Here is a 25,644-nt window from a genome sequence, read left to right on the forward strand (position 1 = left end):
ACTACCGTCAACCCCCACCGTGCTTTTTATTTCAACCCGGGGAAGCTTCTCTTGCCGCCGCCTCGTCGCGCCCCAACCAAAACCACCGAGGCGCTGCGAAGAGCGGCGAATTATAGACACTTCAAAATAGGTGTCAACAGGGGAAGAAACGTTTGAGTGGAACCGGTGCTCAAACTAGTCTCATGCGACCATGTCTCATGAAGGTCCAACAAGTTTGCACTCGTGGCTTGACCACTTCAGGCCGGCGTGTCGGCGAAAGGCGAAGCGAGTTCCGCCCGCGTGGCTTGCGTCAATAGGAGGAACATTGAGCCTGCGTTCAACAGAAGCTCTCGTGGCAACGTCGCCTTCTGGCGTCCGCCTCCACGATCTTCCCATCACAGTCATCATGAATGCCGCTTCGGGCAGCGGTCACGCGCCGACCGAGCGCTCCGTGATCGAAGAGGTTCTTGGACAAAGCGGCCGGGATGCACAAGTGTGGACCGCCCCGCACCCGCGGGAATTACCGGCGCTAGCGGAACTGGCTGCGGACTCGCGTGGCGGCATCTTGGCCGGAGCGGGCGGGGACGGCACCCTAAATGCGGTCGCTTCGGTGGCCCGAGCACACGACCTGCCCTTCGGCCTCATTCCGCTCGGCACGTTTAACTACTTCGCACGACAACTAGGGATTCCGCTCCCTCCTGCCGCCGCAGCGTCGAATCTCGTCGAGGGCGCAATTCGTCCGGTAGCAATCGGGGACGTCAACGGCCACCTGTTTCTAAACAATGCAAGCATCGGCCTTTACCGCCGCCTGCTGGAGCGGCGTGAAATCGACAAGCGCCGGTTCGGACGGAGCCGTGCGGTCGCACTTCTTTCAGGAATTGCCTTCTTGCTTCGTGAACATCGGCCCTACCAACTCGTACTCAACATCGATAAAAAGCAAGTCAAACTTTCGACGCTGACCGTATTTTTCGGGCGAAACGCGCTACAGATGGAGCAGCTTGGTCTAGACGAAGCCCTGTGTGTTGCGAGGGGCGAATTGGCCGTACTCGCATTACGGGACGTCGGCCGGGCCGAGCTCCTGCGACTCGCGCTGCGCGGAGCGCTCGCCCGCCTCGAAACGGCCGAAAATCTTCAGCAAGGTTGCGCATCGGAGGTACGGGTCGAGCGCATCGGTGCCGAATCGCGCCGCCTCCGCGTCGCGATCGACGGTGAGTCGGTGCTATGCCGCCTGCCGTTAGTCGTCAGATCGATTCCTGATGGACTTAAAGTTGTGACACCCATAGCGACCGAGGCGCAGGATTGATCCGACTCGCCCACATTTCAGATCCGCACTTCGGCACCGAGGATCCTCCTGTCTGCACCGCACTGACGAGGGATCTTTTGAGAGAGGCGCCGGACCTGGTGGTTCTGACGGGGGATATTACGCAACGAGCGCGAACGGGTGAGTTCCTCGCGGCCCGTACCTTTCTGAATGGGTTGGCACCGCTGCCGGTCCTCGCGCTACCCGGAAATCACGACCTCCCGCTCTTCGATCTGTTCGTTCGCTTCAGAGCGCCCTACGGACGCTTTCTGCGGTATATCGCCCCATCGCTCTGTCCCACCTGGCAGAAGGGAAGTCTCGCAATTCTGGGTATCAACTCGACCCGCTTGCTTCGGCACAAGCACGGCAACCTGCCGAGGGAACTCATCGACGAGGTCGCGCGCGAACTCGAACGAATACCTCAGTGTTTCAAGGTCGTGGCGCTACATCACCCGCTTACTGCCCTTGGGGGAACTGATCGCAAGAACCGGGTGCGTCATGCGGAGGAAGCGATAGGACGCTGGTCGGAAGCGGGAGCCGACCTCTTTCTCGGAGGACATATCCACCTGCCTTCTTGCGTCGCAGGCGGGCATCCGCGAAAGCAAACCGTCTTCGTGCAAGCCGGCACTTCAGTTTCGACGAGGCGCCGGGGCCGCTGCCCCAACTCCTATAACATCATCCGTTTCGAGACAGACGGAACCCGGCGGATGCACATCCAACAGCGCGACCACGACAATGAGAGCGGACGCTTCGTCGGGTCGATCTCGAAGGATGCGGTCTACGGCTCCTCGGGCTGGACAATTCTCACTCACGACCATCCCGAACACGGAGCCGAGCCCCGCGTCGAGCAGTAGCGGCGCCGATCACGCAAGAGTCACAGCCGAAAACTTCCGCTTTCCAACCTGCAACACGACGGTCTGACCCGAAGCAAGGATTGCGCCCTTGTCTTCGACTCGCTCTCCGTTCAGGCGAACCGCTCCCTGCTCGATCATTCTCAGCGCTTCCGATGTGCTGCCGGTCAACCCCGCCTGCTTGATTACCTGAAACACCGGAAGGCCCGCTGCCCCCACCTCAACCTTCACCTGCGGCATGTCATCCGGCAGCGCCCCCCGCTGGAAGCGTGCCTCGAACTCGGACAGGGCGTCCACCGCCGCGCGCTGATCGTGGAAGCGGGCGACGAGTTCCTGCCCAAGGAGGACCTTGATATCGCGCGGGTTCCGACCCTCTTCGACCTCCCGTCTGAGCTTCGCGATCTCACCACTCGAGCGGAACGAGAGAAGGTCGAAATAGCGCCACATCAAGCTATCGGAGATCGACATGATCTTGCCGAAGATTTCGCGCGGCGCTTCGGCGATGCCGATATAGTTGCCGAGTGATTTCGACATCTTGTTCACGCCGTCGAGCCCTTCGAGCAACGGCATCATCAGGACGCATTGCGGCGCCTGCCCGTCCTGCTTCTGCAACTCGCGGCCGACCAGAAGGTTGAACTTCTGGTCCGTTCCGCCGAGCTCTACGTCGGCCCGCATCGCGACGGAGTCGTAACCCTGGCACAAGGGGTAGAGGAATTCGTGGATCGCGATCGGCAGCCCGCCAGCGTAGCGCTTCGCAAAATCGTCACGCTCGAGCATCCGGGCGACCGTGTGACGCGAAGCGAGGCGAATCATGCCGGCGGCACCGAGAGACTCCATCCACGCGGAGTTGAAAACGATCTCGGTCTTGTCCGGATCGAGGATCTTGAACACCTGATCCTGGTAGGTCCTGGCGTTGTCAAGAATCTGTTCACGCGACAGCGGCGGCCGAGTCACATTCTTTCCCGAAGGGTCGCCGATCATTCCCGTGAAGTCGCCGATCAGGAACATGATCTTGTGCCCCAGATCCTGGAAATGGCGCAGCTTGTTTATGAGCACGGTGTGGCCGAGATGCAGATCGGGCGCCGTCGGATCGAATCCGGCCTTGATCCGCAGCGGCCGCCCCGTCTTCAGCTTCTCGATCAGTTCGGCCTCGATGAGCAGTTCGTCCGCCCCGCGCTTGATCAGCTCCAAGGCTGACTGTATTTCACTCATGCACTCTCTCCATTCGTTCGGGAATCGCGCCAAAACTTTGGTACACTCGCCAACGTTTTTTGCCCGAAATTCCCCATGCAGGCACGAAAAGTCAGAATTCTAGCCGAAGTCCCGCGCAGCGCTTCTTCGGGTCGCCGCCCGTGGGTCCTCGCGGCAGTCGTAGGAACATCACTGCTCGGAGTCGTTGCGGCAACAGCAGTCGTCCCCGGACAACCGGAAACGCCCTTCGTAGCGCAACCCATCATCGAAAACCTTCTCCCAGCACCCGCTGCGCAATCGGAAAGTCCGCAGGGTCTGCCATTCGTTTATGACGAACAGATCAAGGCAGGCGACACGATTCACTCGATCTTTGCACGACTGGGCGTTCGGGATCAGGAAGCCCTCGACTTCCTTAATGCGGACGCCAAGGCGCAGTCGGCATTGAAACAGCTGCGCGCCGGGCGATCGGTCCTTGCCGCCATTTCATCCGACGGCAAGATCGTCTCTCTCGACCTTCCGATTGCGAACGGCGTCTCACGATTTTCGATCGTTCGCGTCGGCGAGACGATCCAGACCCGGGGAGAAACTACGGCCCTCGCCGACACTCGCATCGAGATGCGCTCGGGAACGATACGTCAAACGCTGTTCGGTGCAACGGATGCAGCGGGGGTGCCGGACGCCGTCGCAACCAAGCTCGCCGAAATTTTCGGCACCGAAATCGACTTTACCCAGGATCTGCGTCGCGGAGACGAGTTCAGCGTCGTCTACGAAGCCGCGTACGACCGTGGGCTGCCGGTGGGTACGCAGCGGATTCTTGCGGCGGAATTCACCAACCAGGGGAAGAAGCACGCAGTCGTGCTCTACCGTACTCGGGATGGTGCCGAAACTTACTACACGCCGGACGGCCGCGGACTGAACCAGGCTTATCTGCGTTACCCGCTGGAGTTTTCACGGATTTCGTCGAATTTCGGCGGCCGCCTGCATCCGATCCACAAGAAATGGCGCGCCCATAACGGCGTCGACTTTGCTGCGCCCCGGGGTACGGCGGTCAAGGCGGCGTCGGACGGCACTGTGGATTACGTCGGCAATCAAAACGGTTACGGGAAAATCGTGGTCTTGCGGCACCGCGACCGTTACTCGACCGCCTACGCGCATCTCGATGGATTCGCCGGTGGCCTGCGGAAAGGGGCGACGGTACGGCAAGGCGACCTGGTCGGCTACGTCGGCTCTTCGGGGTGGGCGACGGGCCCCCACCTGCACTATGAAATCCGTGTGAACGATGTGGCACAAGATCCGATGAAAATCGCGCTGCCGACGGTTCAGCCGCTCAATCGGGATGCTCTGATCGCATTCAAGAATCAGACGAGCCCGGTTCTTCAGCGCCTCGCTTTGCTCAATCGCACTACGCTCGCGCGAGCGGATTGACCGACAAGCGCACACCACAAAAAACGGGATGCCGAAGCATCCCGTTTTTTTTGACCGAGCGCGTGGCTCACGCCGAAAACGACGACCCGCAACCGCAAGTGCTGGTCGCGTTCGGATTACGAATCACGAATTGCGATCCTTCGAGACCCTCGCTGTAGTCGATCTCGGCGCCGACGAGGTATTGATAGCTCATCGAATCGATCAGCAACGTGACCCCGTCCTTCTCAAGGGCGGTGTCGTCCTCGTTCACCTCCTCATCGAAGGTGAAGCCATATTGGAAGCCGGAGCACCCTCCCCCGCTGACGAAGACTCGCAGCTTGAGTTCAGGGTTGCCTTCTTCCTCGATCAGTTCCTTCACTTTGCTCGCTGCGCTGTCGGTGAAGACCAACAGCTCCGGCGTTTCGACTTCAGTGCTCATGTTTTCTCCTCTCTGGGCTATTAGCGCATGATGCGCCATGCCCGACGTCGACGTCAAAATTCGAACGCGCCTGGCGTCGAAAGTTCCGGCTACGGACTGACCGGCACGATGTCGAGACCGAGGGTCTCGTCGAAACCGAACATGATGTTCATGTTCTGAATGGCCTGGCCTGCTGCACCCTTCACGAGATTGTCGATGGCCGACAGGACGACGACAGTGTCACCCCCCTGCGGGCGGTGCACCGCGATACGACAGAGGTTGCACCCTCGCACCGACCTAGTCTCAGGATGGCTACCTGCCGGAAGGACGTCAACGAACGGCTCGTCACGATATCGCGCCTCGAACAACGCCTGAACATCCACGCCGCTCGTAAGTTTTCCGTACAAGGTCGCATGGATACCGCGAATCATCGGGGTCAGGTGGGGCACGAACGTGAGCCCGACGGAACGTCCCGCCACTCCGCTCAATGCCTGCCGAATCTCGGGCAGATGACGATGGCCGGCAACGCCGTAAGCCTTGAAGTTGTCCCCCGCTTCGGCGAATAGGTTATGAACCTCCGCCTTCCTGCCTGCTCCGGATACGCCGGATTTCGCGTCGGCGATCAAGTGCGAAACGTCGACGACCCCGGCCTCGATCAACGGCAGGAAGCCGAGCTGCACCGCGGTAGGGTAGCAGCCCGGATTTGCAAGAACCCGCGCCGAGCGGATGCGGTCGCGGTTGTACTCTGGAAGTCCATATACCGCCTCGTCGACCAACTGAGGCGCCGCGTGCGACATTCCGTACCACTTCTCCCACTCTGCGATATCGCGAATGCGAAAATCCGCGGCGAGATCGATCACGCGCACGCCTGCTTCGACCAGTTCGGCAGCTTGCTGCATCGCAATTCCGTTGGGCGTCGCGAAGAAAACGACGTCGCACTGATCGAGCCTTGCCTCCTGTGGCGCGACGAAGCGAAGATCCACCCGGCCGCGAAGACTGGGAAACATCTCGGCAACGGGGGTTCCGGCGTCGCCGCGCGACGTGATCGCGACCAGTTGCGCTTCCGGATGCCGCGCGAGCAAGCGAAGCAATTCAACGCCGGTATAACCCGTTCCGCCTACGACACCGATTCTGATCATCCTGCAATCCTCCAAATCCGCTTCTGACCCTGCAATTATCGCATTCTTGCAGGAGGGCCCGAAGCGCGAATCTGCCATCGGCGCCGCCTCGACGCATCACCTGCCTCCAGAACATCGCTCCGATTCGGTTTCGGGGCCGCTCTACCCCAACGGACGGACGCCACGCCCAACCCGCCCGGCATCGATCACCGCGCCGGAGGTGTAAACGAACAAAAGCCGCCTCGATCGGCGGCTTTCGCAATACAGCGTGCGTATTAACGCTTGGAGAACTGCTTGCGGCGGCGGGCCTTCCTGAAACCGACCTTTTTCCGCTCGACCTCACGCGCGTCGCGGGTCACGAAACCGGCCTTGCGGAGCACCGACTTCAGTTCTTCGTCATATTCGATGAGAGCGCGAGTGATACCGTGGCGAACGGCGCCCGCCTGGCCCGACTCCCCACCACCGGTCACATTGACCATGATGTCGAAGCGGGAGTCGTTTTCGGTCAGCACGAGCGGCTGGCGCACGATCATCCGCCCCGTCTCACGCGAGAAAAACTCGTCCACGGGCTTGCCGTTGACAACGATGTTGCCGGAACCCGGCTTGATGAACACCCGCGCAACCGCAGTCTTGCGGCGACCGGTGCCGTAGTTGTAAGTCACAGCCATTGATCGGCTCCTGTCAGATCTCGAGAACTTTGGGCTGCTGAGCGGCATGCGGGTGCTCGGCACCCGCGTAGCACTTCAGCTTCTTCAGCATGGCGTAACCCAGCGGCCCCTTCGGCAGCATGCCCTTCACCGCCTTCTCGAGCACCCGCGCCGGAAAGCGCTGCTGCATTTTGGTGAAGTTGGTTTCGTAGATTCCGCCCGGGAAACCAGTATGACGATAGTATTTCTTGTCCTGCGCCTTGTTTCCGGTCACACGCAGCTTTTCGACGTTAACGACGACGATGAAGTCACCCGTGTCCACGTGCGGCGTGTAAATGGCCTTGTGCTTGCCGCGCAGGCGACGAGCCACTTCGGCGGCAAGCCGGCCAAGCACCTTGTCTGACGCGTCGACCACAAACCAGTCGCGCTTGACTTCGTGCGGCTTGGCAGAAAACGTTTTCATTCGAATCCTCGATCTTGTCCGGCCCGGGACGAAGGCCATTAAACGGAAAGCTCGTGATAATAATGGGAACCGGACCCGGAAGTCAAATTCGACCAAGAAACAAAAAAAACGCAGCCCTTTAAGGACTGCGTTAAATCCACACCAAAGGAGGAGGGTGGAGGAGACACCGCTTGGATCACGAAGCTACTTCGATCCGACTGAGGCCGATTATCCGGAAAGAGCTAACTCCACGCAAGCGCTTTTTTGTGCATTGCAGTATAAATGTTTTGATCGCGACATAAGAATTCTTTATCCAAACTCACATGATTGATTTTGATCAATTTTTCCCAACCTTAATGGGCCTGCGTGAATCTTTCTGCTGCGCTTCAATATGTCAGGAAGAAGCGCGTTTTTGCGGCGCAATAGGGTGTGGCAGCTCGGCAATGGTGCGTAGGGCAGACTTCTGGTTCCCGCCCATCCGGTAGAATCGCGGACCGGTCGCGCGTGACGACCTTTTAACCTCTGCAGCGGAGTGGATGATGGAGTGCACTGTTAAATGGGTCGACGGGATGACCTTTCTTGCAGAAACCGGCACCGGTCACGTTTTGGCGATGGACGGAGCCCCGGAGGCTGGCGGACGCAATCTCGCGCCGCGCCCGATGGAGTTGTTGCTCGCGGGCGCCGGTGGCTGCACGGCTTTCGACATCGTGTTGATCCTCAAGCGCGGCCGTCAGGACGTGCGGGACTGCCAAGTTCGGCTCTCGGCCGAGCGAGCCGCGGCCGACCCGAAGGTGTTCACCCGCATCGCCTTCACGTACACCGTGAAAGGCAAAGGATTGAAGCCTGACGCGGTCGAGCGGGCGATCCACCTGTCCGCGGAGAAATACTGCTCGGCCTCGATCATGCTAGGCAAAACCGCCGAGATCACCCATGAGTGGGAAATCGTCGAAGTCGAGTAGCCGTCTCCCCGGACCCCGCGACGGACCCGCACGCAGCCTGTCGCGAGGTCAAATCCGGTACGTCGCCGTCGTCATCACCCGCGACGCGAGCTTCATTACGGCCTTGACCGGTGCGGGCAGATCGTGCGCCCCCAGACCCCGCGCGGTCTCGGCGTGTCGCGCCTCATCCGCCTTCATCTGCTCGACGATGAGTCGGGACTTCTGGTCGTTCACGGGAAGTCGATCGAGATGGCCCTGAAGATGGGCCTCGACCTGCTGTTCGGTTTCCGCTAGGAAACCCAGGTTCCAGCGGTCGCCGAAACGTCCTGCCGCGATCCCGATGATCAGCGACCCCGCGTACCACAAGGGATTGAGCAAGCTCGTGCGCCCGCCCAGTTCCGCGATGCGATGCTCGGTCCAGGCCAGATGCTCGGTTTCCTCGTTCGACGCTTGCTGCAGTTCGCGGCGCACCGAATCGTCGCGCGAAATCAGCGCCTGACCCTGGTACAGCGCTTGAGCGCAAATTTCCCCGCAGTGATTGACCCGCATCAGAGCGGCGGCGTGGCGCCGTTCCTCGTCCGTCATCGGCTCTTCGGGCAAATCGCCACCGGGAATCGGGCGTGCGCTGCGCGCGGGCGCGAAAAGTGTGCGCAGCCCCTTGTCAAATTGGGTGATGACCTGATCGATCATTTAGTGCCTCACGGGTTGGGGTTCAGGCGGCGGTGGTCGATGCCGCGCAAGCGCCGCAGGACTTCGTCGCGATTGCGAGGCACAACAGCACCGTCGCAGAAGTAGTCGTTTGCGAGAACGGCGCGGGGCCGGTTGTATGCATTGTCGACAATGGGCTTCCAGCTGTCGTCCCGGACATTTGCCCACTGTCCGCCGGGGCGCCCCGTCGCATAGATCCGCCACTCGCGGGTTTCGCAGCGGATCCCCTCGTAGGTCGAATTCTCCGCACCTCCACCCCCGCGAGCGAGCATGACGTAGCGGACGACGCCATCACCCCCGACCGACAGCGAGTTCTCGTCGACCAGGAAACGGTTGCGCGATTTGCCGTCGGTCTCGATCTCGCGCAGAGTCGCGTCACGCGACGAGGCCGGGATCTCGTACTCGCCCTCCGTCCAGTCCGGATTGGGATCGGTGAAGAGTCCGGCCCATGCCGGGCCCGAAATACAGACGAGGGCGACGAGGCCCCCGCGGATGAGGCGATGACGTCGAGTCAAAGTCGCGAGTCTCCATAAACAAGGATTGCGGACCGCCGAAGCATCCGTTCAGGTCGCAGCCGCCGATGCGGGCCACGGGTTGCCTCAGCAGCGTCGCGCCCGGGCTCGACTCGGCTAACACTGCGAAGCGAGCGGCGCCGCCGCTCGTCATTTTCCCGCTCCGGGTCCTCGTTCGCAAATCGCGGACAACCGGCTAATGTCGTCAGCCTCCCACGCCGGACGTTTTCAACCGCGGCGCGACATGCACACTCCGCGGACGACTCGAACTCATGCGCGCAGTCGTCGGGCATTCACTGCCCTCGATCCGACTGTGCCGCAATCACGCGGCCTGCCACCCCGGCAACTCGTGCTATGCGGATATCGCAGCCTCGATCTCCGCGAAGCTGCGAGCGATTTCGGTCGTCGTCGGCTGCGGCTCCCCGAGCTGGCGCGCGATCTGCGACGCGGAAAAGATGCCGCGAATCGTGCCCCGACCGCCCTCTGCGCGTTCGAGCACGAGCGCATGCTGTCTGCCCGAGCGTCTGAGCGTGGCGAGGACATGGCCGACGTCCGCACGCATGACCTCGTCGAGTTCGACCGCTTCGGTGCGCTCGAGCGGCGTCATGAGCTTGGCGACCATCAGTTCGGCAGGCGGCAGTCCGTGTTCGCGCGCGATACGAACCGGCTGTTCGCCGAGGAGGTCGGCGACCGAAATCACGCCGGTCACGACATGGCGCGAGTCGGTGACCAGCAACAGCCGTACTCCACGCAGCATCATGGCCCGGTTGGCATCCGCGAGCGAGGTTTCCGCAACGATCGTCGCCGCGGGAATCCGGGTGAGGTCGGTCATCACCTCGACCGCCGGCGAATTCACGGTTACCTTGCGGCTGAGGTCCGTTCTTGCAACTTCACAGTGCAGACCGGCCAGGCGAGCCTGGGGAAGCGGTTCGAATTCCCGGTTCATGAGCATCTCCCGTTGGGACGATCGTCGATCGGGAACGCTGACCGGAACATGCCGGGAACCGAGGCTGCCGAGTAAGCGCGTCCCGTACCGATGGCAGACCACCAGGAACCGAAAGGCATGGCGGCGCCACCACGAGCGTTGCGACAGCGGCAAATCAGGGAAGTTCACCGACAGTCGAGACGTCGCCAGCAAGATGAAGCAGAGACGGGCGGAGCGCCGAGGACGCAAGTCGACGCGCAAAATGCCGGGGCATTCGGCGCGCGATCGGCGAAACCGATTACGGGCCCTCGGGACGGGCGCCGAGCCGCCGGCCGCAGGAGCGAAGCGCGGAACACAAACGCGAGAAGCGAGCGGCCCGGCCCGGAAAGGGTCGGGCCCCAAGGCCCTCCGACTGCTCGTCGAGCCCGGCCCTGCCCCAACCGGAAACGCCCACCTAGGTCTGGCGGACCTCCGCCAGACCCCGATAGGCTTCGGGCAACTCGCACGGCCTCGCCCGGAAAAGGGTCTTCGACAACTCGAACAACGCTTGTTGATAGACCTGCCGCTTGAACTCAATCACGGCATCCAGCGGGACCCAATATTCACTCCAACGCCAGGCATCGAACTCCGGATGGTTGCTGGCTCGCAGACAGACGTCGGAATCGCGCCCCACCAATCGCAGCAGAAACCAGATCTGCTTCTGTCCCCGGTAGGTATTGCGCCATTCCCTCTTTATCCAGTGTTTCGGAACGTCGTACCGCAACCAACCACGCGTGCGGCCGAGAATCTTCACATGCTCGGGGCGCAGACCCACTTCTTCGAAGAGCTCCCGGAACATCGCCTGCTCCGGCGACTCGCCGTGCTTGATGCCGCCTTGCGGGAACTGCCACGAATGTTCACGGATCCGCTTGCCCCAGAAAACCTCATTGCGCGTGTTGACCAGAATGATGCCGACGTTCGGGCGATAGCCTTCACGATCGAGCATGATCAAACCTTCAATTCAAGAACTGCGACAATTCTTCCATAATTACAGGACGTTGGAAAGGAGCGCCAGGGCGCCCCCACTAGCGACCGACCCTCATTACAAGGTAGTCCACGACGCCGTCCTGCGCCCGCGCCGCCCGCCTGCGCGCACGACAGGCTAAAATCCCGCGTTTGCCACACAGCCTTTACCGGACCCCAGCATGCGCGCCAGCCAGTACTTCATCTCCACTCTCAAGGAAGCCCCGTCCGACGCCGAGGTCGTCAGCCAGAAGTTGATGCTGCGTGCCGGCTTCATCCGCAAGGTTGCGGCCGGCATCTACAGCTACCTGCCGATCGGACTGCGCGTCATCCGCAAGGTCGAGAACATCGTGCGCGAGGAAATGAACCGTGCCGGTGCGCTCGAACTGGTGATGCCGTTGGTGCAGCCGGCCGAACTCTGGGACGAAACCGGGCGCTGGGAAAAGATGGGCGCTGAAATGCTGCGCTTCAAGGATCGGCACGAGCGCGACTTTGCGCTGCAGCCGACGTCCGAGGAGGTCGTGACGGACATCGCGCGCCAGGAGCTGAGAAGCTACCGCCAGCTGCCGAAGAATTTCTATCAAATCCAGACGAAGTTCCGCGACGAACGCCGTCCGCGCTTCGGTGTGATGCGCGGACGCGAGTTCACGATGAAGGACGCGTACTCCTTCGACCGCGACGTCGAGGCCGCGGACCGCAGCTACGACGCGATGTACGCCGCGTACTGCCGGATCTTCGACCGCCTCGGCCTGACTTACCGTGCGGTCGCGGCCGACACGGGCGCCATCGGCGGCGACCGCTCGCACGAATTCCAGGTCATCGCGGACACCGGTGAGGACGCGATCGTCTATTGCCCCGACTCCGATTACGCGGCGAACATTGAACTCGCCGAAGCGCTGCCGCTTCTCGCGCAGCGCGGGGAGCCCCGGAAGACGCTCGAAAAGACGCCGACTCCGGGGGCGGCAACCTGCAAGGAAGTCGCGGTGCTTCTGGGCGTGCCACTCGAGACGACGGTGAAATCCCTCGTGCTCGCGACCGACGACGTCGACGACGCCGGCAAGCCCGTGGGCGCGACGGTGTGGTTGCTGCTCCTGCGCGGCGATCACGAGTTGAACGAGGTCAAGGCGGGCAAGGTCCCCGGCCTCACGGCCGGCTTCCGCTTCGCAACCGAGGCCGAGATCCTCGAACATTTCGGCAGCGAGCCGGGCTACCTCGGGCCGGTCGGAATGAGAAAACCGGTGAAGGTGATCGCCGACCGCACGGTCGTGAACATGTCGGACTTCGTCTGCGGCGCGAACGAGGCCGACTACCACCTGACCGGAGTGAACTGGGGCCGCGACCTGGCGGAGCCCGATCTCGTCGCCGACCTGCGCAACGTCGTCGAGGGCGACCAGAGTCCGGACGGCAAGGGCAAGCTCGCGATCCAGCGCGGCATCGAGGTCGGCCACGTCTTCTACCTAGGCACGAAATACTCGAAAGCGATGAACGCGACCTTCCTCGACGAGGACGGCAAGCCGAAGCACTTCGAGATGGGCTGCTACGGGATCGGCGTCACGCGCATCCTCGGCGCGGCGATCGAGCAGGGCCACGACGCACGCGGGATCATCTGGCCGGATGCGATCGCGCCGTTCCGCGTCGTCGTCTGCCCGGTCGGATGGGGCAAGTCGGAGGCGGTGCGCGCCGAGGCGACGAAGGTCTACGAGCACCTCGTCGCCACCGGTGTCGATGCGATCCTCGACGACCGCGACGAGCGTCCCGGCGTGATGTTCGCCGACTGGGAACTGATCGGCGTGCCGCACCGCATCGTCATCGGCGAACGCGGGCTCAAGGAAGGGATGGCGGAATACCTGGGGCGGCGCGACAGCGAGGCGACGAAGGTCGCGATCGGCGAGATCGCATCCTTCCTCGACGCAAAGCTCCTTCAGTCGGCCTGAACGCTGCCGATAACGGCAGCATGACGCCCGCCCGCCGAATCCTGTCGCACGTCGCGCTTTGCGCCGGCCTCGCCGCGGGGTCGGCGTTCGCCGGCAACCAGGCCTACGAACCGATGTCGGCGAGTGTGCGGGCCGCGCTACACGCTGCCGTCAGCGACGCGGGGGCGCCCGAATTGCCGATCGCGGACGCGACGGAGCGCGCGGGATGGCTCGCGGAGATGTCCCGCCGCCTCGAAAAGCGCATTCCCGATCGGAATTATCGCGAGGAACTCCTCACAGCGGTCCACTACGAGGCCACGCGCGCAGGCCTCGACCCGCAGCTCGTTCTCGGTCTGATCCAGGTGGAAAGCGCGTTCCGCAAGTACGCGGTGTCGAGCGCCGGCGCGCGCGGTTTCATGCAGGTCATGCCGTTCTGGATCAAGACGATCGGACTGCCCGCGGACAATCTCTTCCATTTGCGCACGAACCTGCGCTACGGGTGCACGATCCTGCGTCACTACCTCGACGTCGAAAAGGGCGACCTCTTCCGCGCCCTCGGACGCTACAACGGAAGCCTGGGGCGGCCCGAATACCCGAACCTCGTCCGCGCGGCGTGGGAAAAGCACTGGGGCTGGGACCCGATGCGGCTCGCCGTGGGCGGCTCGGGGCGAAGCGCGAACTGACACTCACGACCGAGTCGGCGCGCACACCCCCGCGTACGTCGCACGCTCCGGGGCACCCTCATAGATGCCCGATCAGCCGTTACGGCCCGGCGTTCCCCGCTTCGGCTACGCGCCGTTTTCCCGCCCCTCCGCCCTCGTTCTGCGGAGCCGAAGCGGAAACAAGCCGCGAACGAAAGGTCGAGGGCACCTTGCCTCATCAGCAATGAGGTCGGGCGTCGTCAACGCCCGACACCCGGTCAACCGGCTGCCGCGACCGGAATGACTTTCGGCGGCTCCTCACGCGACCCGGTGCGCGACGAGTCCTTGCTCGATGACAGCGACTGGACGTCCCCGGAAAGCTCACCGCCCTCCTCGATCAGGATCTTTCCATAGCGGATCTTGCCGCTGACGCGTCCGGTCGAGTGGATGATCAACTGGCTCCGCGCGGTCAGTTCGCCGTCGAAGCGTCCCCGGACTTCCGCGACGTCAATGCCGACGGTCCCAGCGAACGAGCCGTTTTCGGCGATGCGGATCACGCGACTATCCATCGTCGCCTCGACGCGGCCTTCGACGACGAGCGTGTCGCAGTCGAGAATTTCGGCACCCTTCAGCTTTACGTCCGGACCGACAATCAGGCGGCTGCCGGCATTCTGGTCATCGGCGCCCGGAGTCTGGCCGGAGGACGACGCCGCTGACGGCGAGGACGAAAGGGGTGAATGGGAAACCGGCTCACGCAGGCCATGGGCCGGGTCGCTCGACGAAGTCAGGCTGGATGCGGGACCGGACGCGACAGCGCCGGGGCCGGTACGTTGGCCACGCGCGGGCTGGGGATCTGCCATCTTTGGGAACACGGAGGTTTTGCTGAACATGGTCTCTCCTTGGTGAATTCGGGTCCGACGGCTCTCACCGTGAGCACGTGCTGAGCAATACCCATACCAACATGACTAAATTTAGTGACTTCAATCACTTGAAGGGAACTGCTGCGAGACCATCAGAACATTTCTACGCACAATGTCGGTGTTTGGCGACATCGGCAACGCCGATTTCCTGCAACTCATTAGTTTGCAAGGAATGTTTGTTGTCGCTGTCGAGCGACATGGCCCGCGCCGGCCGCGCCAACTTGCATTTTCTTACGCCCGCCCTGAGGGGCCGCATCTAAACTTGCCGACCGGACTACGCTCGACCCCGCCTCGTGTCCCGCCTGTCCTTCAGCCATACGCTGCTTGCGAGCTTCCTGCTGATCGCTTCGATACTCGGCTCCGCAGCGCTCGGCGGTCTTCTTGCGCTCGAAGATTTTGCTGGGCGCAGTCGCGACGGAACCTTCGACACGTTGCAGCTTTCCACGGCAGTCCAGCAACTGGGCGAACGCACGGTCGACATGGAGCGCAGCGCGCGCCAGTTTCTCGTCCTCGACGACCCCGTGCTGCTGCAGCGTTTTCGGCAGGCCCGCGACGAGGCGCTCCGCGCGCTCGACCGCATCACCGAAGTGGGCGGACCGAAGATGGACACGCTCGTCGTGCGGTGGAAGGACGCTTTGGGCAACGCGGAAGCCGCACTGGAGGCGCGCGCGGGACCTGAACCCACGCTCGACGCACTTGCGCACCTGCCGACGCTGAACGATGAACTCACGGACGCGATCCGTGTGCAGACCGAGCGCTACGGCCAACAGCTGCTCGAAGAACTCGAGCACAACCGGACGCGGCTCGCCTGGCTGCTGCTCGTCGCGCTGGTCGCTGCATTCGTGCTTGCGGCGCTGACCGGATGGTGGATCGTACGTCCGCTGAAGCGGGTCGAACGCGCGATCGATGCACTCGGAGAAAGCCGCTTCGATCAGCCGGTATTCATCTACGGTCCCGCCGACCTGCGGCGCGTCGGGCGGCGGCTCGACTGGCTGAGGATTCGCCTCGCCGACCTCGAGGCCAACCGGATGCGCGTGCTGCGCCACGTCTCGCATGAACTGAAAACGCCGCTCGCGTCGGTACGCGAAGGCATCGCTTTGCTCGCGGACGGCGTCGTCGGCCAATTGAGCAGCGAACAACGGGAGGTCGTAGGCATCCTCGAACACAACACCCGCTCCTTGCAGCAACGGATCGAAGGATTGCTCGGCTACAACGCCGCGGTGTTCGACGCCCGCAGCCTGAAGCGGCGTCGGCTCGAGCTGCGCGCGCTCGCCGAATCGGTGGTCGCCGAACAGCAGCTGTCGATCCAGAAGCGCAACATCCGCGTCGAAGTCCGCGGCAATCCGCCACCGTTTCTGGCCGACGCGGACAAGCTCCACATCGTGCTCACGAACCTGCTCGCGAACGCGATTTCGTTCAGCCCACACGAAGGAGAGGTCCGTCTCGAACTCGGCGCCTCGCACGGGAAGGTCCGAATCGACTGCATCGACAACGGGCCCGGCGTATCGGCCGACGAAGCCGAGCGGCTTTTCGAACCTTTTTTCCAGGGCAGCCGTCAGCCCGAGACGCCGCGCCACGGCAGCGGACTCGGCCTGTCGATCGTCCGTGAATTCGTCACGGCCCACGGCGGCCACGTACAGCTCCTGCCGTCGAGCGCCGGAGCCCATTTCAGGATCGAACTCCCGCATGAAAAATGACCATCCGCGACACCCCGCTTCATTTCGGAAACGGTCGAGCGGCGCGCGACGTCTCTTCGGTGCGCACACCGCGCTGATGCTGGTGGTAGTGGCGTCGCTCGCCGGCTGTGCGGATGTGCCCACGAAAGACGCGGGCCCATCCCGCCCCCCAGCGGCGACGCGTGAGGAAGCTGCGGACGGCGTGACGGCCGCGCTCGAATACCATCGTCTTCTCGCGACCGCCGCACCGGCGGAACTCGCGAGCGAACGCGCGGCCCTAAACAATGCACCCGCGACCCCGCTGGTTTTGGTCCAGCAGGCTATCCTGCTCAGCCACCCCGAGCGCCCCACCAACCTCCCCCGCGCGCTCGCGCTGCTCGGGGCAGTGGCCGCGCAGCGGACGCCAGACGCGATCGCGCTGCATCCGCTCGTCCGGCTGCTGTCCGACCAGCTGGTCGAGCGCCAGCGGCTGGAAGCCACCGCCGAACGGCTGACCCAGCAGCTCGAGCGCGTCGGCCAGCAACTCAAGGACAGCCAGCGCAGCGGGGAACAGTTGCGGGAGAAGCTCGATGCGCTGACCGAAATCGAACGCACGCTGCCGACGCCTCCCGGAGCCTCGTCTCCGCCCGCACCGCCCACCTCGCCACGGAAACCGCCGCGATGAAGTCCACCCCGCCCTCTGCTCCGACGCGCGACGCCCACCTGCTGCTCGTCGACGACGACACCGATCTCCTGAAGCTGCTGTCGATGCGGCTGCGCGCGAGCGGCTACCGCGTCAGCACGGCGGAGACCGTCGAAGGCGCGCTGAATCGGCTGGCGGTCGACCGCTTCGGTCTTGTCGTCAGCGACGTGCGGCTTCCCGACGGCGACGGCCTCGCGCTCTTCGAGGAAATCCAGCGCACGTGCCCGGGCCTGCCGGTGATCCTGCTGACGGCGCATGGAAGCATTCCGGACGCGGTCGAGGCGACCTCGCGCGGCGTCTTCGGCTATCTCACGAAACCGTTCGACAGCAAGGCGCTGCTCGAAAAGATCGCCCAGGCGCTGCAAGTCGGCGGCGTCGCACACGCGCCGGAGGACGCTACCGACATCGGCTGGCACGACGAGATCATCAGCCACAGCAATCACATGGCGACCGTGCTCGACGAAGCGCGACTGGTGGCCGCGTCCGACGCGAGCATCCTGATCCGCGGCGACAGCGGCACCGGCAAGGAGCTGCTCGCGCGCGCAATCCACCGCGTGAGCCCGCGGGCGAAGGCGCCGTTCGTCGCGATCAACTGCGGCGCGATTCCGGAACAGCTGCTGGAATCGGAACTCTTCGGCCACGTGAAAGGCGCATTCACCGGCGCGGCGACCGCCAACACCGGGCTTTTCCTCACCGCGAATCGCGGCACCGTGTTCCTCGACGAGATCGGCGACATGCCGCTCGCGCTGCAGGTGAAGCTGTTGCGCGTGCTGCAGGAGCGCGCGGTGCGTCCGGTCGGCGCGAGCCGCGCCGAGCCGATCGACGTGCGCATCATCTCGGCGACGCACCGCGACTTGGAGCAGGCGCTCGCCGAAGGGCAGTTCCGCGAGGACCTGTTCTACCGGCTCAACGTCGTCAGCCTGACGCTACCGACGCTCGACCAGCGGCGCGAGGACATCCCGCTGCTCGCGAACCACTTCCTGCACGTGCTGAGCCGCAAATATCAAAAGCGACTGCGCGGCTTCGCGCCCGAGGCGCTCGAAGCGCTCGCGACGGCCGCCTGGCCGGGCAATATCCGCCAACTGCAGAACGTCGTCGAGCAGGCGTGCGCGCTCGCGACGACACCGCTGATTCCCCTCGCGCTCGTCGAACGCGCGCTGCGGGTGCCGAGCATCGAAGCCTTGAGCTATGCGGAGGCGAAGCAGCGCTTCGAGCGCAACTACCTGATCCAGTTGCTGAAGCTCACCGACGGCAACGTGTCGGACGCCGCCCGGCTCGCCGACCGCAACCGCACGGAGTTCTACCGCCTGCTGCAGCGGCACGCGCTGACACCGAGCCTGTTCCGCGGCGAAACCGGCGACGTCTCCCGCGAGCGACAGCAGTAAACTCCTGTTAATCAGGGAGTTGTGGAACAGGCACGGCCACGCGTCGCCGCGCCCCGACACTTTTGCCCGGTCCGTTCCATTACGCAAGCAACCGACGTTCCCCGTGGCCCCGCGAAGCCCTTGAGAAACCGGCACATCCCGCTGCTGGCACGCGACCTGCAAAAGGACCGCGGCGGTCCTCGCCGCCGCTTCCGACAACAACGAAGAAGGGACCCCGGATGATCACACGCAAGACAATCGCCTCGATCCTCACGACCACCGCGATTGCGTTCGCCATCGCGCCGCCCGCGCTCGCGGCAAGCATGGCGGCCGCGGCACAGGCGACCACGCCGGTCCTCGGGGACGATCGCGACCGCAACACGCAGCGGGAGGTCAAGAATGCGATCGTCGCCGACCCGGACCTCGCGCAAGCGCACATCGCCGTCTCCGCCTACAGCGGACAGGTGACGCTCGCCGGCGTCGTTCGCAACGAGGAACAACGAGAACGCGCGCAGCGCGCCGCTGGAACGGTTCGAGGCGTGCGCGGGATCGACAACGCGATCGAAGTCGTCGAGCGCTAAGCCGTCACGCGGTGCCGCCGACGGTCAGGCCATCGATGCGGAGCGTCGGGAGACCGACGCCGACCGGTACGCTCTGGCCGTCCTTGCCGCAGGTTCCGACGCCCGGATCGAGTTGCATGTCGTTCCCGATCATCGATACGCGGGTCAGCGCATCGGGGCCGTTGCCAATCAGCGTCGCGCCCTTCACGGGGCGTGTCACCTTGCCATCCTCGATCAGGTAAGCCTCGGCGGTCGAGAAGACGAATTTGCCCGAGGTGATGTCGACCTGTCCGCCGCCGAAGTTCACCGCGTACAGGCCTTTTTTCACCGACTTGATGATCTCCTCGCGCTCCTTGTCGCCGTTCAGCATGTAGGTGTTGGTCATGCGCGGCAGGGGCAGGTGCGCGAACGACTCGCGCCGACCGTTGCCGGTCGACTTCACACCCATCAAACGCGCGTTCATCGTGTCCTGCATGTAGCCGGTCAGCACGCCATCTTCGATCAGCACCGTGCGCTGCGTCGGGTTGCCCTCGTCGTCGATCGTCAGCGACCCGCGACGGTCGGGCAGCGTGCCGTCGTCGACGACGGTGACGCCTTTCGCCGCGACCTGTTGGCCGATGCGGCCCGAAAAGGCCGAGCTGCCCTTGCGGTTGAAGTCGCCTTCGAGTCCGTGTCCGATCGCCTCGTGCAGCAGGATTCCCGGCCAGCCCGGGCCGAGGATGACGCTCATCGTGCCCGCCGGCGCCGGTCCCGCGTCGAGATTGACGCGCGCCTGATGCACCGCCGCCCGCGCGTATTCGCGCAGCCGGTCGTCGTCGAAGTACGCGTAGTCGAAGCGCCCACCACCGCCGGCGCTGCCCTGCTCCCGATTGCCCTTGTCTTCCATGATGACGGTGAGCGAGACGCGGGCGAGCGGCCGGATGTCCGCGGCCCGATGCCCGTCGCTGCGCATTACCATGATCACTTCCCACGAACCGGAGATGCTCGCCATGACCTGCGTGACGCGCGGATCTTCGGCGCGCGCGAAGCCTTCGAGCCGCTCGAGCAGCTTCACCTTCGACGTATCGTCGAGCGAAGCGAGTGGATCGTCGCTGCGGTACAGCCTCGGGACGTCGACGTTCGCGCGTACCGCGACGTCGCGGCGGCTGCCCGCGTCGGCGATCGCACGCGTGGCCTCGGCCGCCGACACCAGCGCCGGCAATGAAATGTCGTCGGAATAGGCGAAGGCTGTCTTCTCGCCGCTGATCGCGCGCACGCCGACGCCCTGCTCGATGTTGAAGCTCCCGGATTTGACGATCCCTTCCTCGAGGCTCCAGCCTTCCGAGCGGTGGTACTGGAAATACAGGTCGGCGTAGTCGAGGCGGTGGCTCATCAGCTTGCGGAACGTCTTTTCGAGTTCCGCCTCGCCGAGCTGGAACGGGCTCAGGAGGTAACGGTCGGCCACCGCGAGGGAGTTCTGTGGAGTATTCATCGTTCGTCCATGTATGAAGCTGACCGGTTCGACCGGGGCAGACTGAAAAGGGTCACTGCGAAACGCGGAAAACGGGGGGGCTCGGTCGAAAGCCGCTTCCGCTCGACGCTGCACTCACGTCAGACAACGGTGGCGCAGCGCGGGAAGGTTCGCGCGCACCGTCGCCAGGCGGGACGCGTCCAGGTCCGCGCAGACGACGCCTGCGCCCTCGTCGCGGCAGGCGAGCACTTCGCCCCACGGATCGACGACGAGGCTGTGCCCCCAGGTCACGCGCCCGCCCGGATGCTTGCCGCCTTGCGCGGGCGCCAGCACGTAGCACTGGTTCTCGATCGCACGGGCGCGCAGCAGGACTTCCCAGTGCGAGCGGCCGGTCGTCCAGGTAAACGCCGCCGGCAGCACGATCAGACTCACGTCGCCCATCGCGCGGAAGAGTTCGGGAAACCGCAGGTCGTAGCACACCGACAGCCCGACGCGCCCGCAAGCGGCGTCGAACGTCACGACGTCGCGCCCGGGTTCGATCGTCGCCGCCTCGTCGTAGCGCTCCTCGCCCTTCTGGAAACCGAAGAGATGGATCTTGTCGTAACGTGCGACGCGCTCACCGCGCTCGTCGAACACGAGCGTGCTGTTGCGCACCTTGCTGTCGCTATCGGAGACGAGCGGAATCGTCCCCCCCACGAGACAGATGCGATGCCGCCGCGCCGCTTCCCGCAGGAAGTCCTGCAGCGGGCCGGCGCCGTCCCGTTCGCGGATCGCGACCTTCGCGGTTTCGTCGGGGCTGATGAGCGGGAAATATTCGGGCAGCGCGACGAGTCGCGCGCCGGCGGCGGCCGCTTCGGCAACGAGTTCGCCGGCGACGCGCAGATTCTCGGCGACGTCGGGACCGGACACCATCTGGATCGCCGCGACCCGGAACAGGGGCGCCGGTTCGATCGGCGCAACCGGCGAGGGCTGCGGGGTGGACTGGCTCACGCTCATCATTCCTGTCTGGTTGGGGGCTTGCCGTCCCGCGCGCGGTCGGCGAGCTTTTCGACTTTCGGGTCGTCCCAGCTTCCGGTGATCTGGTAATCGAACGCGAACAGGCGTTCGATCGGGTCGCTGAGCGCTTTCTGCGCAACGTAGGCGACGACGCCAGCGACGGGATTGATCAGTCCGGCGGCCGCGCCGATCGCGACCGACTCCGACAAGGTCGGCTGAACCGTCACCCGCAGGTCCTGCGTTTCGTTCTCGACGTTCGCCGAGCCCCGCATCTGGATTCTTGCAGCGGGCCCGCGGATCAGCAGGTCCTCAGTACGCATCACGCCGGCAGTCACGTCGATGCTACCGGAAATGCGATCGAAGGCGAATCCTTCACTGAACACGTCGCGAAAGTCGAGCGTCAGCCGCCGCGGCAGCGCCTGCAGGCTCAGCACGCCGAGCAGCCGCCCCATGCCCGGCTCGAGCTTGCGGAACTGGCCGTTTTCCGCCTCCAGCGTCAGCGAACCGGACAAGGACGGGTAATCGATCTGCGTCGGTGCGCCGCGCCAGCCGAGTTTTCCCGCCAGCACCGCGTTGCCGCCGCGCACCGCCTGCTCGTAGCCCATGCGCGCAGCGAAGCGCCCGATGTCCTGCGTTTCGAGGCGGAAGTCCAATTCGGTGAGCGGCCGCGCGCCCGGTCGCCACTGCCCGGTGCCGGTGACGCGCCCGTCCGGGTTCGACACCGCGAGCGAGTCGAGATGCCAAAGGTCGCCCCGGTTGCGCGCCTGTAGTTCCAGCCGTCCGAGCTCCATCCCGCGTACTCGGAACTGCTCGGCGACGATGTCGAGTTCGGGCAGGCGTCGCGGCGATTCCTCCGCGTCGGCGCCCGCTGTCGCTTCGTCGCCCGACGCCGCCTTGGCGGTTTCGTCGTCGGCGCCGATCACGAGACGCTTCAGCCGCGCACGCAACGCGCCGTCGCCCGCGTCACGCCAGTCGAAACTGCCTTCGATCTCCGGGCTCGCGACGCGTCCCTTCCAGCCGGTCGGCGTCGTCTGCGCCGAGACGTTGAGACCCGACAACGACTGCCCGAACGCGCGCGCGCGTTTCGCGCGCAGTTCGATGCCGGCGAGCGGCAGCGCACGCCCCTCTCCGGCTTTCCCCTCCGTCGCGTCGGTCGCCCGATCCCGGTTGAACGCATCGCGCCAGCCGTCGACATCGAGCTCGTCGAGGTTCGCAGTCACCAGCACACCCCGCTCGGCGCTGCGCAGCGGCGTGAAGAACGCAAGCCCGCCACGTTCGACGATCCACTCAGCACCCTCGCGCCGCCGGACGACTTCGAGCTGCGCGCGATCGTCGAGGCCGGCGCGGACGGTCTCCCGCGCGTCACCCGCCGGAAAATCCAGCTCGAAGACGGTCGGCCATTTCGTCGTCGCGCTCTTGTTCAACGGTTCCGGCAAACTCGACGCGACGCCGACGAGGTCGGATTGCACCGTGACCTGCGTACCCTTCGCGCCGACGTCGATGACCGCCTGCCAGGGCGCCGAGCCGGACAGGTGCGCTAGCACCGGCCAGTCGTGCGCGGCGCGCACTGCCTGGACGGCCGCCGCGCCGCTCGCGCGGAACGTGACGCCGCCGTCCTTCGCGGTTGCCGCCGTCAGCTGCATCGGTTCGCCATACAGCCGGGCCCGCCCTTCCGGAATCGCGAGGTCGTTCTCGGTAAAACGCACGGTCGCGACGGCATTTAGGAGCGGAGGCAGGGCGTCCACGACCTTCAGCCGGTTGCCGGTAAACCGGTACTCGCCTTTGACGGTCGTGTCGGAAACGTGGTGCAGGGGCATCACCAGCTTCAGATCGAGCGCGCCGTTACCCTCCGCCTGCATCCCGTCGGTGAACCCGCCGATACGCCCGCTGACGGGACTTTCGGCCACGAAGCGCAGGAACCCGGCCGTCGGGCCGCTCGCGCGCCCACGCACCGTCATGATCTCGCCCTCCGAGGCGCCGAGTTCCGGCACTTCGGCGACCACGCCATTCAACGCGACGTCGAAGATGCGCGCTCGCTGCGCCGAAATCCGCATCAGCGGCCCTTCGAAGCGCACTTCGCCGTCGATGTCGGTGATCGCCGGCCAGCCTTCGGCGTAATCGAGCCGCGCACCGGCAATGCGCGTGGTGACGAGGAACTGGCCGGATTTGCCGTCGGCAAACGGGAAGTCGGCGAGGTTTCCCTTCAGCCGCAGCCGCGCGTCAGGCACGAGGCCGCCGGTGAGGCTGCGCCGGAGCCAGCTCCGCGTGTCGTCGTTCACGACGTGGGGCAGGTAGCGCCAGACCGATCGACTGTCGGCGCGCGTCAGGCGCGCGGAAAGATCGATCTCGCCGGGCCCGGCGTCAGCGAAACGGTAGCGTCCGGCTGCGCTGCCCGCAGCGTCCGGATTTTCGAAGTTTGCGCTGTCGAGCGCGATCTCGAGCCGCCCGTCGCGCCGCGCCCAGCCGCCGTCGGCGCGCAGCCGCGAAAAGACGAGGTGCGACTCGGGAAACACCGCAGGCAGTTCCAGCGCCGCGTCTTCGCCGGCGAGCCGGAAGCGTCCGGCGCGTTCGTCGCCGGCGATTTCGCCGGAAAAACCCGACACGCCCGGAATGCGTTCCTGCGGGCCGAACCCGATGCCGTCGAACCGGGCGTTGAGCGACCACGCGACCGGCGCGTCGAGCGGACCGCGCCACGTCAGGCGCAAGGCGTCGAGCCTGCCGCGCGGATCGAACGCGGCGAGGCGGGCGCGGACACCGGGTTCGAACGGCAGATGTGCGGCGAGCGCGGCGAGCGTGCCGAGATCGAGGCGATTCGCCGCGAGCGCGCCTTCGCGGTACTCGCCGTCGGTGCGCTCGCTCAACGCCAGGTCGAGGTCCGTCGGCTCTACCCGGAGGCCGTCGGCGGTGACGAGTTCCAGTGCGCGCGTCGCGAACGTGATTGCGCCGCGCGCATCGCGCGTTCCCGACAGCGCGCCGCGCGCGCTGGCGAGCTGCAGGTCCGGCAGATCGGGGCCGAGCCGCGTCGTCGCGCCGGCGAGCGCGAAGTCGGCCGCGAACGTCGTCGGCTGTCCGCGTTCAAGGCCGAGCCACGCCCGCACACCACCGGTGCCGGTGAGCTCGACGGGGTAATCGACCCACGTCCGCCAGGCGCCGAGGTCGGTGCGGTCGAGTGAGACGAAGAGCTCGCCCGACCAGGTCGACGGGTCCGCGGGCTCGCGGCTGACGATGTCCCCGCGCACATCGAGGGTGCCCGCGAGGCCGGCGGGCGGCTGCGCCTGAAGACCGAACCGGTAGCGCCCGCGGACATGCGCCAGGCGCAGATTGACGTGGTCGAGCCGCAATTCGGGTGCCATCCGCTGCGCGTCGGACCACGTCAGCGCCGCGTCGCGAATGACGATTTCACGTTGCCCGAGGAGCCAGTCCGAAAAACCGCCGCCCTCGCCGCCGGCTTCGATCGGGATGCCGGCGACGAAGATGCGGCCGTCGGCTTCGCGGCGCAGCGCGAGCTCGGGAGCGCGAATTTCGAGGCGCTGGAAATGCGGCTCGCCGCGTAGCAGCGACGACCACGCGATCGTCGCATCCACGGCGTCGAGACGCAGCGCGGGACGCCCGGCACGGTCGAGCAGCAGCAGCCCGGACAGATGCAGGCGCGGATGCCAGCCCGAGAGGTCTCCCGACAGCGTGTCGATCGTGACCGGCAACCCGACCGCGTCGCCGATCGCCCCGGCGATCTGCGTGCGGTACTGGTCGGCGCGCGGCAGCACCACGTCGCGCACGAACAGGAACAGCCCGCCCGCGACGAAGAAGAGAACGACGGCGACGGTCGCGAGCACGCGCAGGAGCTTGCAGCCGGCTCCGGCCGGGATGGCGCGTTGCGTCGCTGAAGGGGCTGAGGGAGCGTTCATTTCGAAGAAACCGGGCCGACGGGCTGCACGACTGGAACCGGGCTGGCTTGGCTACAATCCGCTCCATGTCCACCGCCTCCGCGCAGTGATCCGGCGCATGGA

Annotated in this window: 23 protein-coding genes; 10 read left to right on the top strand and 13 right to left on the bottom strand. The window is 64.9% G+C overall.

Translation table 11 applies throughout. The features are described from left to right. The first annotated feature begins 304 nt into the window (after positions 1-304). Complete coding sequence (locus ROZ37_RS00005) at positions 305-1,282, top strand: diacylglycerol kinase family protein (protein WP_312656489.1); 978 nt, start codon at positions 305-307, stop codon at positions 1,280-1,282. Then, on the top strand, positions 1,279-2,133 hold the full coding sequence (locus ROZ37_RS00010; RefSeq protein ID WP_312656491.1) for a metallophosphoesterase: 855 nt from the start codon (positions 1,279-1,281) through the stop codon (positions 2,131-2,133). Before ROZ37_RS00005 ends, ROZ37_RS00010 begins: the two co-directional genes overlap by 4 nt. A 9-nt stretch (positions 2,134-2,142) precedes the next feature. Here ROZ37_RS00010 and tyrS read toward each other — a convergent pair whose 3' ends face one another. Beyond that, the gene (gene tyrS, locus ROZ37_RS00015) at positions 2,143-3,342 is read right to left on the bottom strand and encodes a tyrosine--tRNA ligase (RefSeq protein ID WP_312657464.1); all 1,200 of its coding nucleotides are present in this window, start codon (positions 3,340-3,342) and stop codon (positions 2,143-2,145) included. Between the two features lie 75 nt (positions 3,343-3,417). Between tyrS and ROZ37_RS00020 the strand changes: the two genes are divergently transcribed. Next, positions 3,418-4,746, top strand: a complete 1,329-nt coding sequence (locus tag ROZ37_RS00020) for a M23 family metallopeptidase (RefSeq protein WP_312656493.1) — start codon at positions 3,418-3,420, stop codon at positions 4,744-4,746. 67 nt (positions 4,747-4,813) lie between these two features. On the opposite strand, the gene erpA is transcribed toward ROZ37_RS00020, so the two are convergent. From erpA to rplM, 4 genes are all read right to left on the bottom strand, one after another. After that, positions 4,814-5,164: an iron-sulfur cluster insertion protein ErpA gene (erpA, locus tag ROZ37_RS00025; RefSeq protein WP_312656495.1), complete on the bottom strand. Its 351-nt coding sequence runs from the start codon at positions 5,162-5,164 to the stop codon at positions 4,814-4,816. An 89-nt stretch (positions 5,165-5,253) separates the two neighbouring features. Next, entirely contained in the window at positions 5,254-6,282 is a 1,029-nt protein-coding gene (argC, locus tag ROZ37_RS00030; protein ID WP_312656496.1) for an N-acetyl-gamma-glutamyl-phosphate reductase, read from the bottom strand. Between the two features lie 254 nt (positions 6,283-6,536). Then, positions 6,537-6,929: a 30S ribosomal protein S9 gene (gene rpsI / locus ROZ37_RS00035; RefSeq protein ID WP_312656497.1), complete on the bottom strand. Its 393-nt coding sequence runs from the start codon at positions 6,927-6,929 to the stop codon at positions 6,537-6,539. A gap of 13 nt (positions 6,930-6,942) precedes the next feature. After that, entirely contained in the window at positions 6,943-7,371 is a 429-nt protein-coding gene (gene rplM, locus ROZ37_RS00040; RefSeq protein ID WP_312656498.1) for a 50S ribosomal protein L13, read from the bottom strand. 518 nt (positions 7,372-7,889) lie between these two features. Between rplM and ROZ37_RS00045 the strand changes: the two genes are divergently transcribed. After that, a complete protein-coding gene (locus ROZ37_RS00045; protein ID WP_312657466.1) occupies positions 7,890-8,309 on the top strand; it encodes an OsmC family protein in 420 nt (139 codons plus the stop codon). A 48-nt stretch (positions 8,310-8,357) separates the two neighbouring features. Here the strand turns inward: ROZ37_RS00045 and coq7 are convergent, their stop codons facing one another. The 4 genes from coq7 to ROZ37_RS00065 all read right to left on the bottom strand — a co-directional run bounded on the left by coq7 (position 8,358) and on the right by ROZ37_RS00065 (position 11,418). After that, complete coding sequence (gene coq7, locus ROZ37_RS00050; RefSeq protein WP_312656499.1) at positions 8,358-8,978, bottom strand: 2-polyprenyl-3-methyl-6-methoxy-1,4-benzoquinone monooxygenase; 621 nt, start codon at positions 8,976-8,978, stop codon at positions 8,358-8,360. 8 nt (positions 8,979-8,986) lie between these two features. Beyond that, the gene (locus tag ROZ37_RS00055) at positions 8,987-9,511 is read right to left on the bottom strand and encodes a CNP1-like family protein (protein WP_312656501.1); all 525 of its coding nucleotides are present in this window, start codon (positions 9,509-9,511) and stop codon (positions 8,987-8,989) included. A 349-nt stretch (positions 9,512-9,860) separates the two neighbouring features. Then, positions 9,861-10,694, bottom strand: coding sequence for a CBS domain-containing protein (locus ROZ37_RS00060; protein WP_312656502.1), 834 nt, complete (start codon positions 10,692-10,694; stop codon positions 9,861-9,863). Between the two features lie 193 nt (positions 10,695-10,887). Then, the gene (locus ROZ37_RS00065; protein ID WP_312656503.1) at positions 10,888-11,418 is read right to left on the bottom strand and encodes an RNA pyrophosphohydrolase; all 531 of its coding nucleotides are present in this window, start codon (positions 11,416-11,418) and stop codon (positions 10,888-10,890) included. Between the two features lie 199 nt (positions 11,419-11,617). Between ROZ37_RS00065 and ROZ37_RS00070 the strand changes: the two genes are divergently transcribed. Continuing rightward, positions 11,618-13,369: a proline--tRNA ligase gene (locus ROZ37_RS00070; RefSeq protein ID WP_312656504.1), complete on the top strand. Its 1,752-nt coding sequence runs from the start codon at positions 11,618-11,620 to the stop codon at positions 13,367-13,369. A 20-nt stretch (positions 13,370-13,389) separates the two neighbouring features. Beyond that, on the top strand, positions 13,390-14,031 hold the full coding sequence (locus ROZ37_RS00075; RefSeq protein WP_312656505.1) for a transglycosylase SLT domain-containing protein: 642 nt from the start codon (positions 13,390-13,392) through the stop codon (positions 14,029-14,031). Between the two features lie 236 nt (positions 14,032-14,267). Here ROZ37_RS00075 and ROZ37_RS00080 read toward each other — a convergent pair whose 3' ends face one another. Next, positions 14,268-14,879 (bottom strand): polymer-forming cytoskeletal protein, encoded by a 612-nt coding sequence (locus tag ROZ37_RS00080; RefSeq protein ID WP_312656506.1) that lies wholly within the window; start codon positions 14,877-14,879, stop codon positions 14,268-14,270. Between the two features lie 323 nt (positions 14,880-15,202). On the opposite strand from ROZ37_RS00080, the gene ROZ37_RS00085 reads away from it, so the two are divergent. The 4 genes from ROZ37_RS00085 to ROZ37_RS00100 all read left to right on the top strand — a co-directional run bounded on the left by ROZ37_RS00085 (position 15,203) and on the right by ROZ37_RS00100 (position 19,212). Beyond that, positions 15,203-16,606, top strand: coding sequence for an ATP-binding protein (locus tag ROZ37_RS00085; RefSeq protein ID WP_312656508.1), 1,404 nt, complete (start codon positions 15,203-15,205; stop codon positions 16,604-16,606). Then, positions 16,596-17,249 (top strand): permease, encoded by a 654-nt coding sequence (locus ROZ37_RS00090; protein ID WP_312656510.1) that lies wholly within the window; start codon positions 16,596-16,598, stop codon positions 17,247-17,249. Before ROZ37_RS00085 ends, ROZ37_RS00090 begins: the two co-directional genes overlap by 11 nt. Continuing rightward, positions 17,246-18,652: a sigma 54-interacting transcriptional regulator gene (locus ROZ37_RS00095; RefSeq protein ID WP_312656512.1), complete on the top strand. Its 1,407-nt coding sequence runs from the start codon at positions 17,246-17,248 to the stop codon at positions 18,650-18,652. The genes ROZ37_RS00090 and ROZ37_RS00095 overlap by 4 nt, the downstream gene beginning before the upstream one ends. 218 nt (positions 18,653-18,870) lie before the next feature. Further along, positions 18,871-19,212, top strand: coding sequence for a BON domain-containing protein (locus ROZ37_RS00100; RefSeq protein WP_312656513.1), 342 nt, complete (start codon positions 18,871-18,873; stop codon positions 19,210-19,212). A 4-nt stretch (positions 19,213-19,216) separates the two neighbouring features. Here the strand turns inward: ROZ37_RS00100 and tldD are convergent, their stop codons facing one another. From tldD to ROZ37_RS00115, 3 genes are all read right to left on the bottom strand, one after another. After that, positions 19,217-20,662 (bottom strand): metalloprotease TldD, encoded by a 1,446-nt coding sequence (tldD, locus tag ROZ37_RS00105; RefSeq protein WP_312656515.1) that lies wholly within the window; start codon positions 20,660-20,662, stop codon positions 19,217-19,219. A 114-nt stretch (positions 20,663-20,776) separates the two neighbouring features. Then, the gene (locus ROZ37_RS00110) at positions 20,777-21,637 is read right to left on the bottom strand and encodes a carbon-nitrogen hydrolase family protein (protein WP_312657467.1); all 861 of its coding nucleotides are present in this window, start codon (positions 21,635-21,637) and stop codon (positions 20,777-20,779) included. Next, positions 21,637-25,542 (bottom strand): YhdP family protein, encoded by a 3,906-nt coding sequence (locus tag ROZ37_RS00115; protein WP_312656517.1) that lies wholly within the window; start codon positions 25,540-25,542, stop codon positions 21,637-21,639. The genes ROZ37_RS00110 and ROZ37_RS00115 overlap by 1 nt, the downstream gene beginning before the upstream one ends. Positions 25,543-25,644: the final 102 nt, after the last annotated feature.

The sequence above is a fragment of the Aromatoleum sp. genome (genome assembly GCF_032027225.1).
Classification (GTDB): domain Bacteria; phylum Pseudomonadota; class Gammaproteobacteria; order Burkholderiales; family Rhodocyclaceae; genus Aromatoleum.

Bases quoted from the DNA above. Each gene is read 5' to 3' on its own strand.
- tyrS (WP_312657464.1), bottom strand. From the start codon at position 3,342: ATGAGTGAAATACAGTCAGCCTTGGAGCTGATCAAGCGCGGGGCGGAC.
- ROZ37_RS00020 (WP_312656493.1), top strand. From the start codon at position 3,418: ATGCAGGCACGAAAAGTCAGAATTCTAGCCGAAGTCCCGCGCAGCGCT.
- erpA (WP_312656495.1), bottom strand. From the start codon at position 5,164: ATGAGCACTGAAGTCGAAACGCCGGAGCTGTTGGTCTTCACCGACAGC.
- argC (WP_312656496.1), bottom strand. From the start codon at position 6,282: ATGATCAGAATCGGTGTCGTAGGCGGAACGGGTTATACCGGCGTTGAA.
- rpsI (WP_312656497.1), bottom strand. From the start codon at position 6,929: ATGGCTGTGACTTACAACTACGGCACCGGTCGCCGCAAGACTGCGGTT.
- rplM (WP_312656498.1), bottom strand. From the start codon at position 7,371: ATGAAAACGTTTTCTGCCAAGCCGCACGAAGTCAAGCGCGACTGGTTT.
- ROZ37_RS00045 (WP_312657466.1), top strand. From the start codon at position 7,890: ATGGAGTGCACTGTTAAATGGGTCGACGGGATGACCTTTCTTGCAGAA.
- coq7 (WP_312656499.1), bottom strand. From the start codon at position 8,978: ATGATCGATCAGGTCATCACCCAATTTGACAAGGGGCTGCGCACACTT.
- ROZ37_RS00065 (WP_312656503.1), bottom strand. From the start codon at position 11,418: ATGCTCGATCGTGAAGGCTATCGCCCGAACGTCGGCATCATTCTGGTC.
- ROZ37_RS00070 (WP_312656504.1), top strand. From the start codon at position 11,618: ATGCGCGCCAGCCAGTACTTCATCTCCACTCTCAAGGAAGCCCCGTCC.
- ROZ37_RS00075 (WP_312656505.1), top strand. From the start codon at position 13,390: ATGACGCCCGCCCGCCGAATCCTGTCGCACGTCGCGCTTTGCGCCGGC.
- ROZ37_RS00080 (WP_312656506.1), bottom strand. From the start codon at position 14,879: ATGTTCAGCAAAACCTCCGTGTTCCCAAAGATGGCAGATCCCCAGCCC.
- ROZ37_RS00090 (WP_312656510.1), top strand. From the start codon at position 16,596: ATGAAAAATGACCATCCGCGACACCCCGCTTCATTTCGGAAACGGTCG.
- ROZ37_RS00095 (WP_312656512.1), top strand. From the start codon at position 17,246: ATGAAGTCCACCCCGCCCTCTGCTCCGACGCGCGACGCCCACCTGCTG.
- ROZ37_RS00100 (WP_312656513.1), top strand. From the start codon at position 18,871: ATGATCACACGCAAGACAATCGCCTCGATCCTCACGACCACCGCGATT.
- tldD (WP_312656515.1), bottom strand. From the start codon at position 20,662: ATGAATACTCCACAGAACTCCCTCGCGGTGGCCGACCGTTACCTCCTG.
- ROZ37_RS00110 (WP_312657467.1), bottom strand. From the start codon at position 21,637: ATGAGCGTGAGCCAGTCCACCCCGCAGCCCTCGCCGGTTGCGCCGATC.
- ROZ37_RS00115 (WP_312656517.1), bottom strand. From the start codon at position 25,542: ATGAACGCTCCCTCAGCCCCTTCAGCGACGCAACGCGCCATCCCGGCC.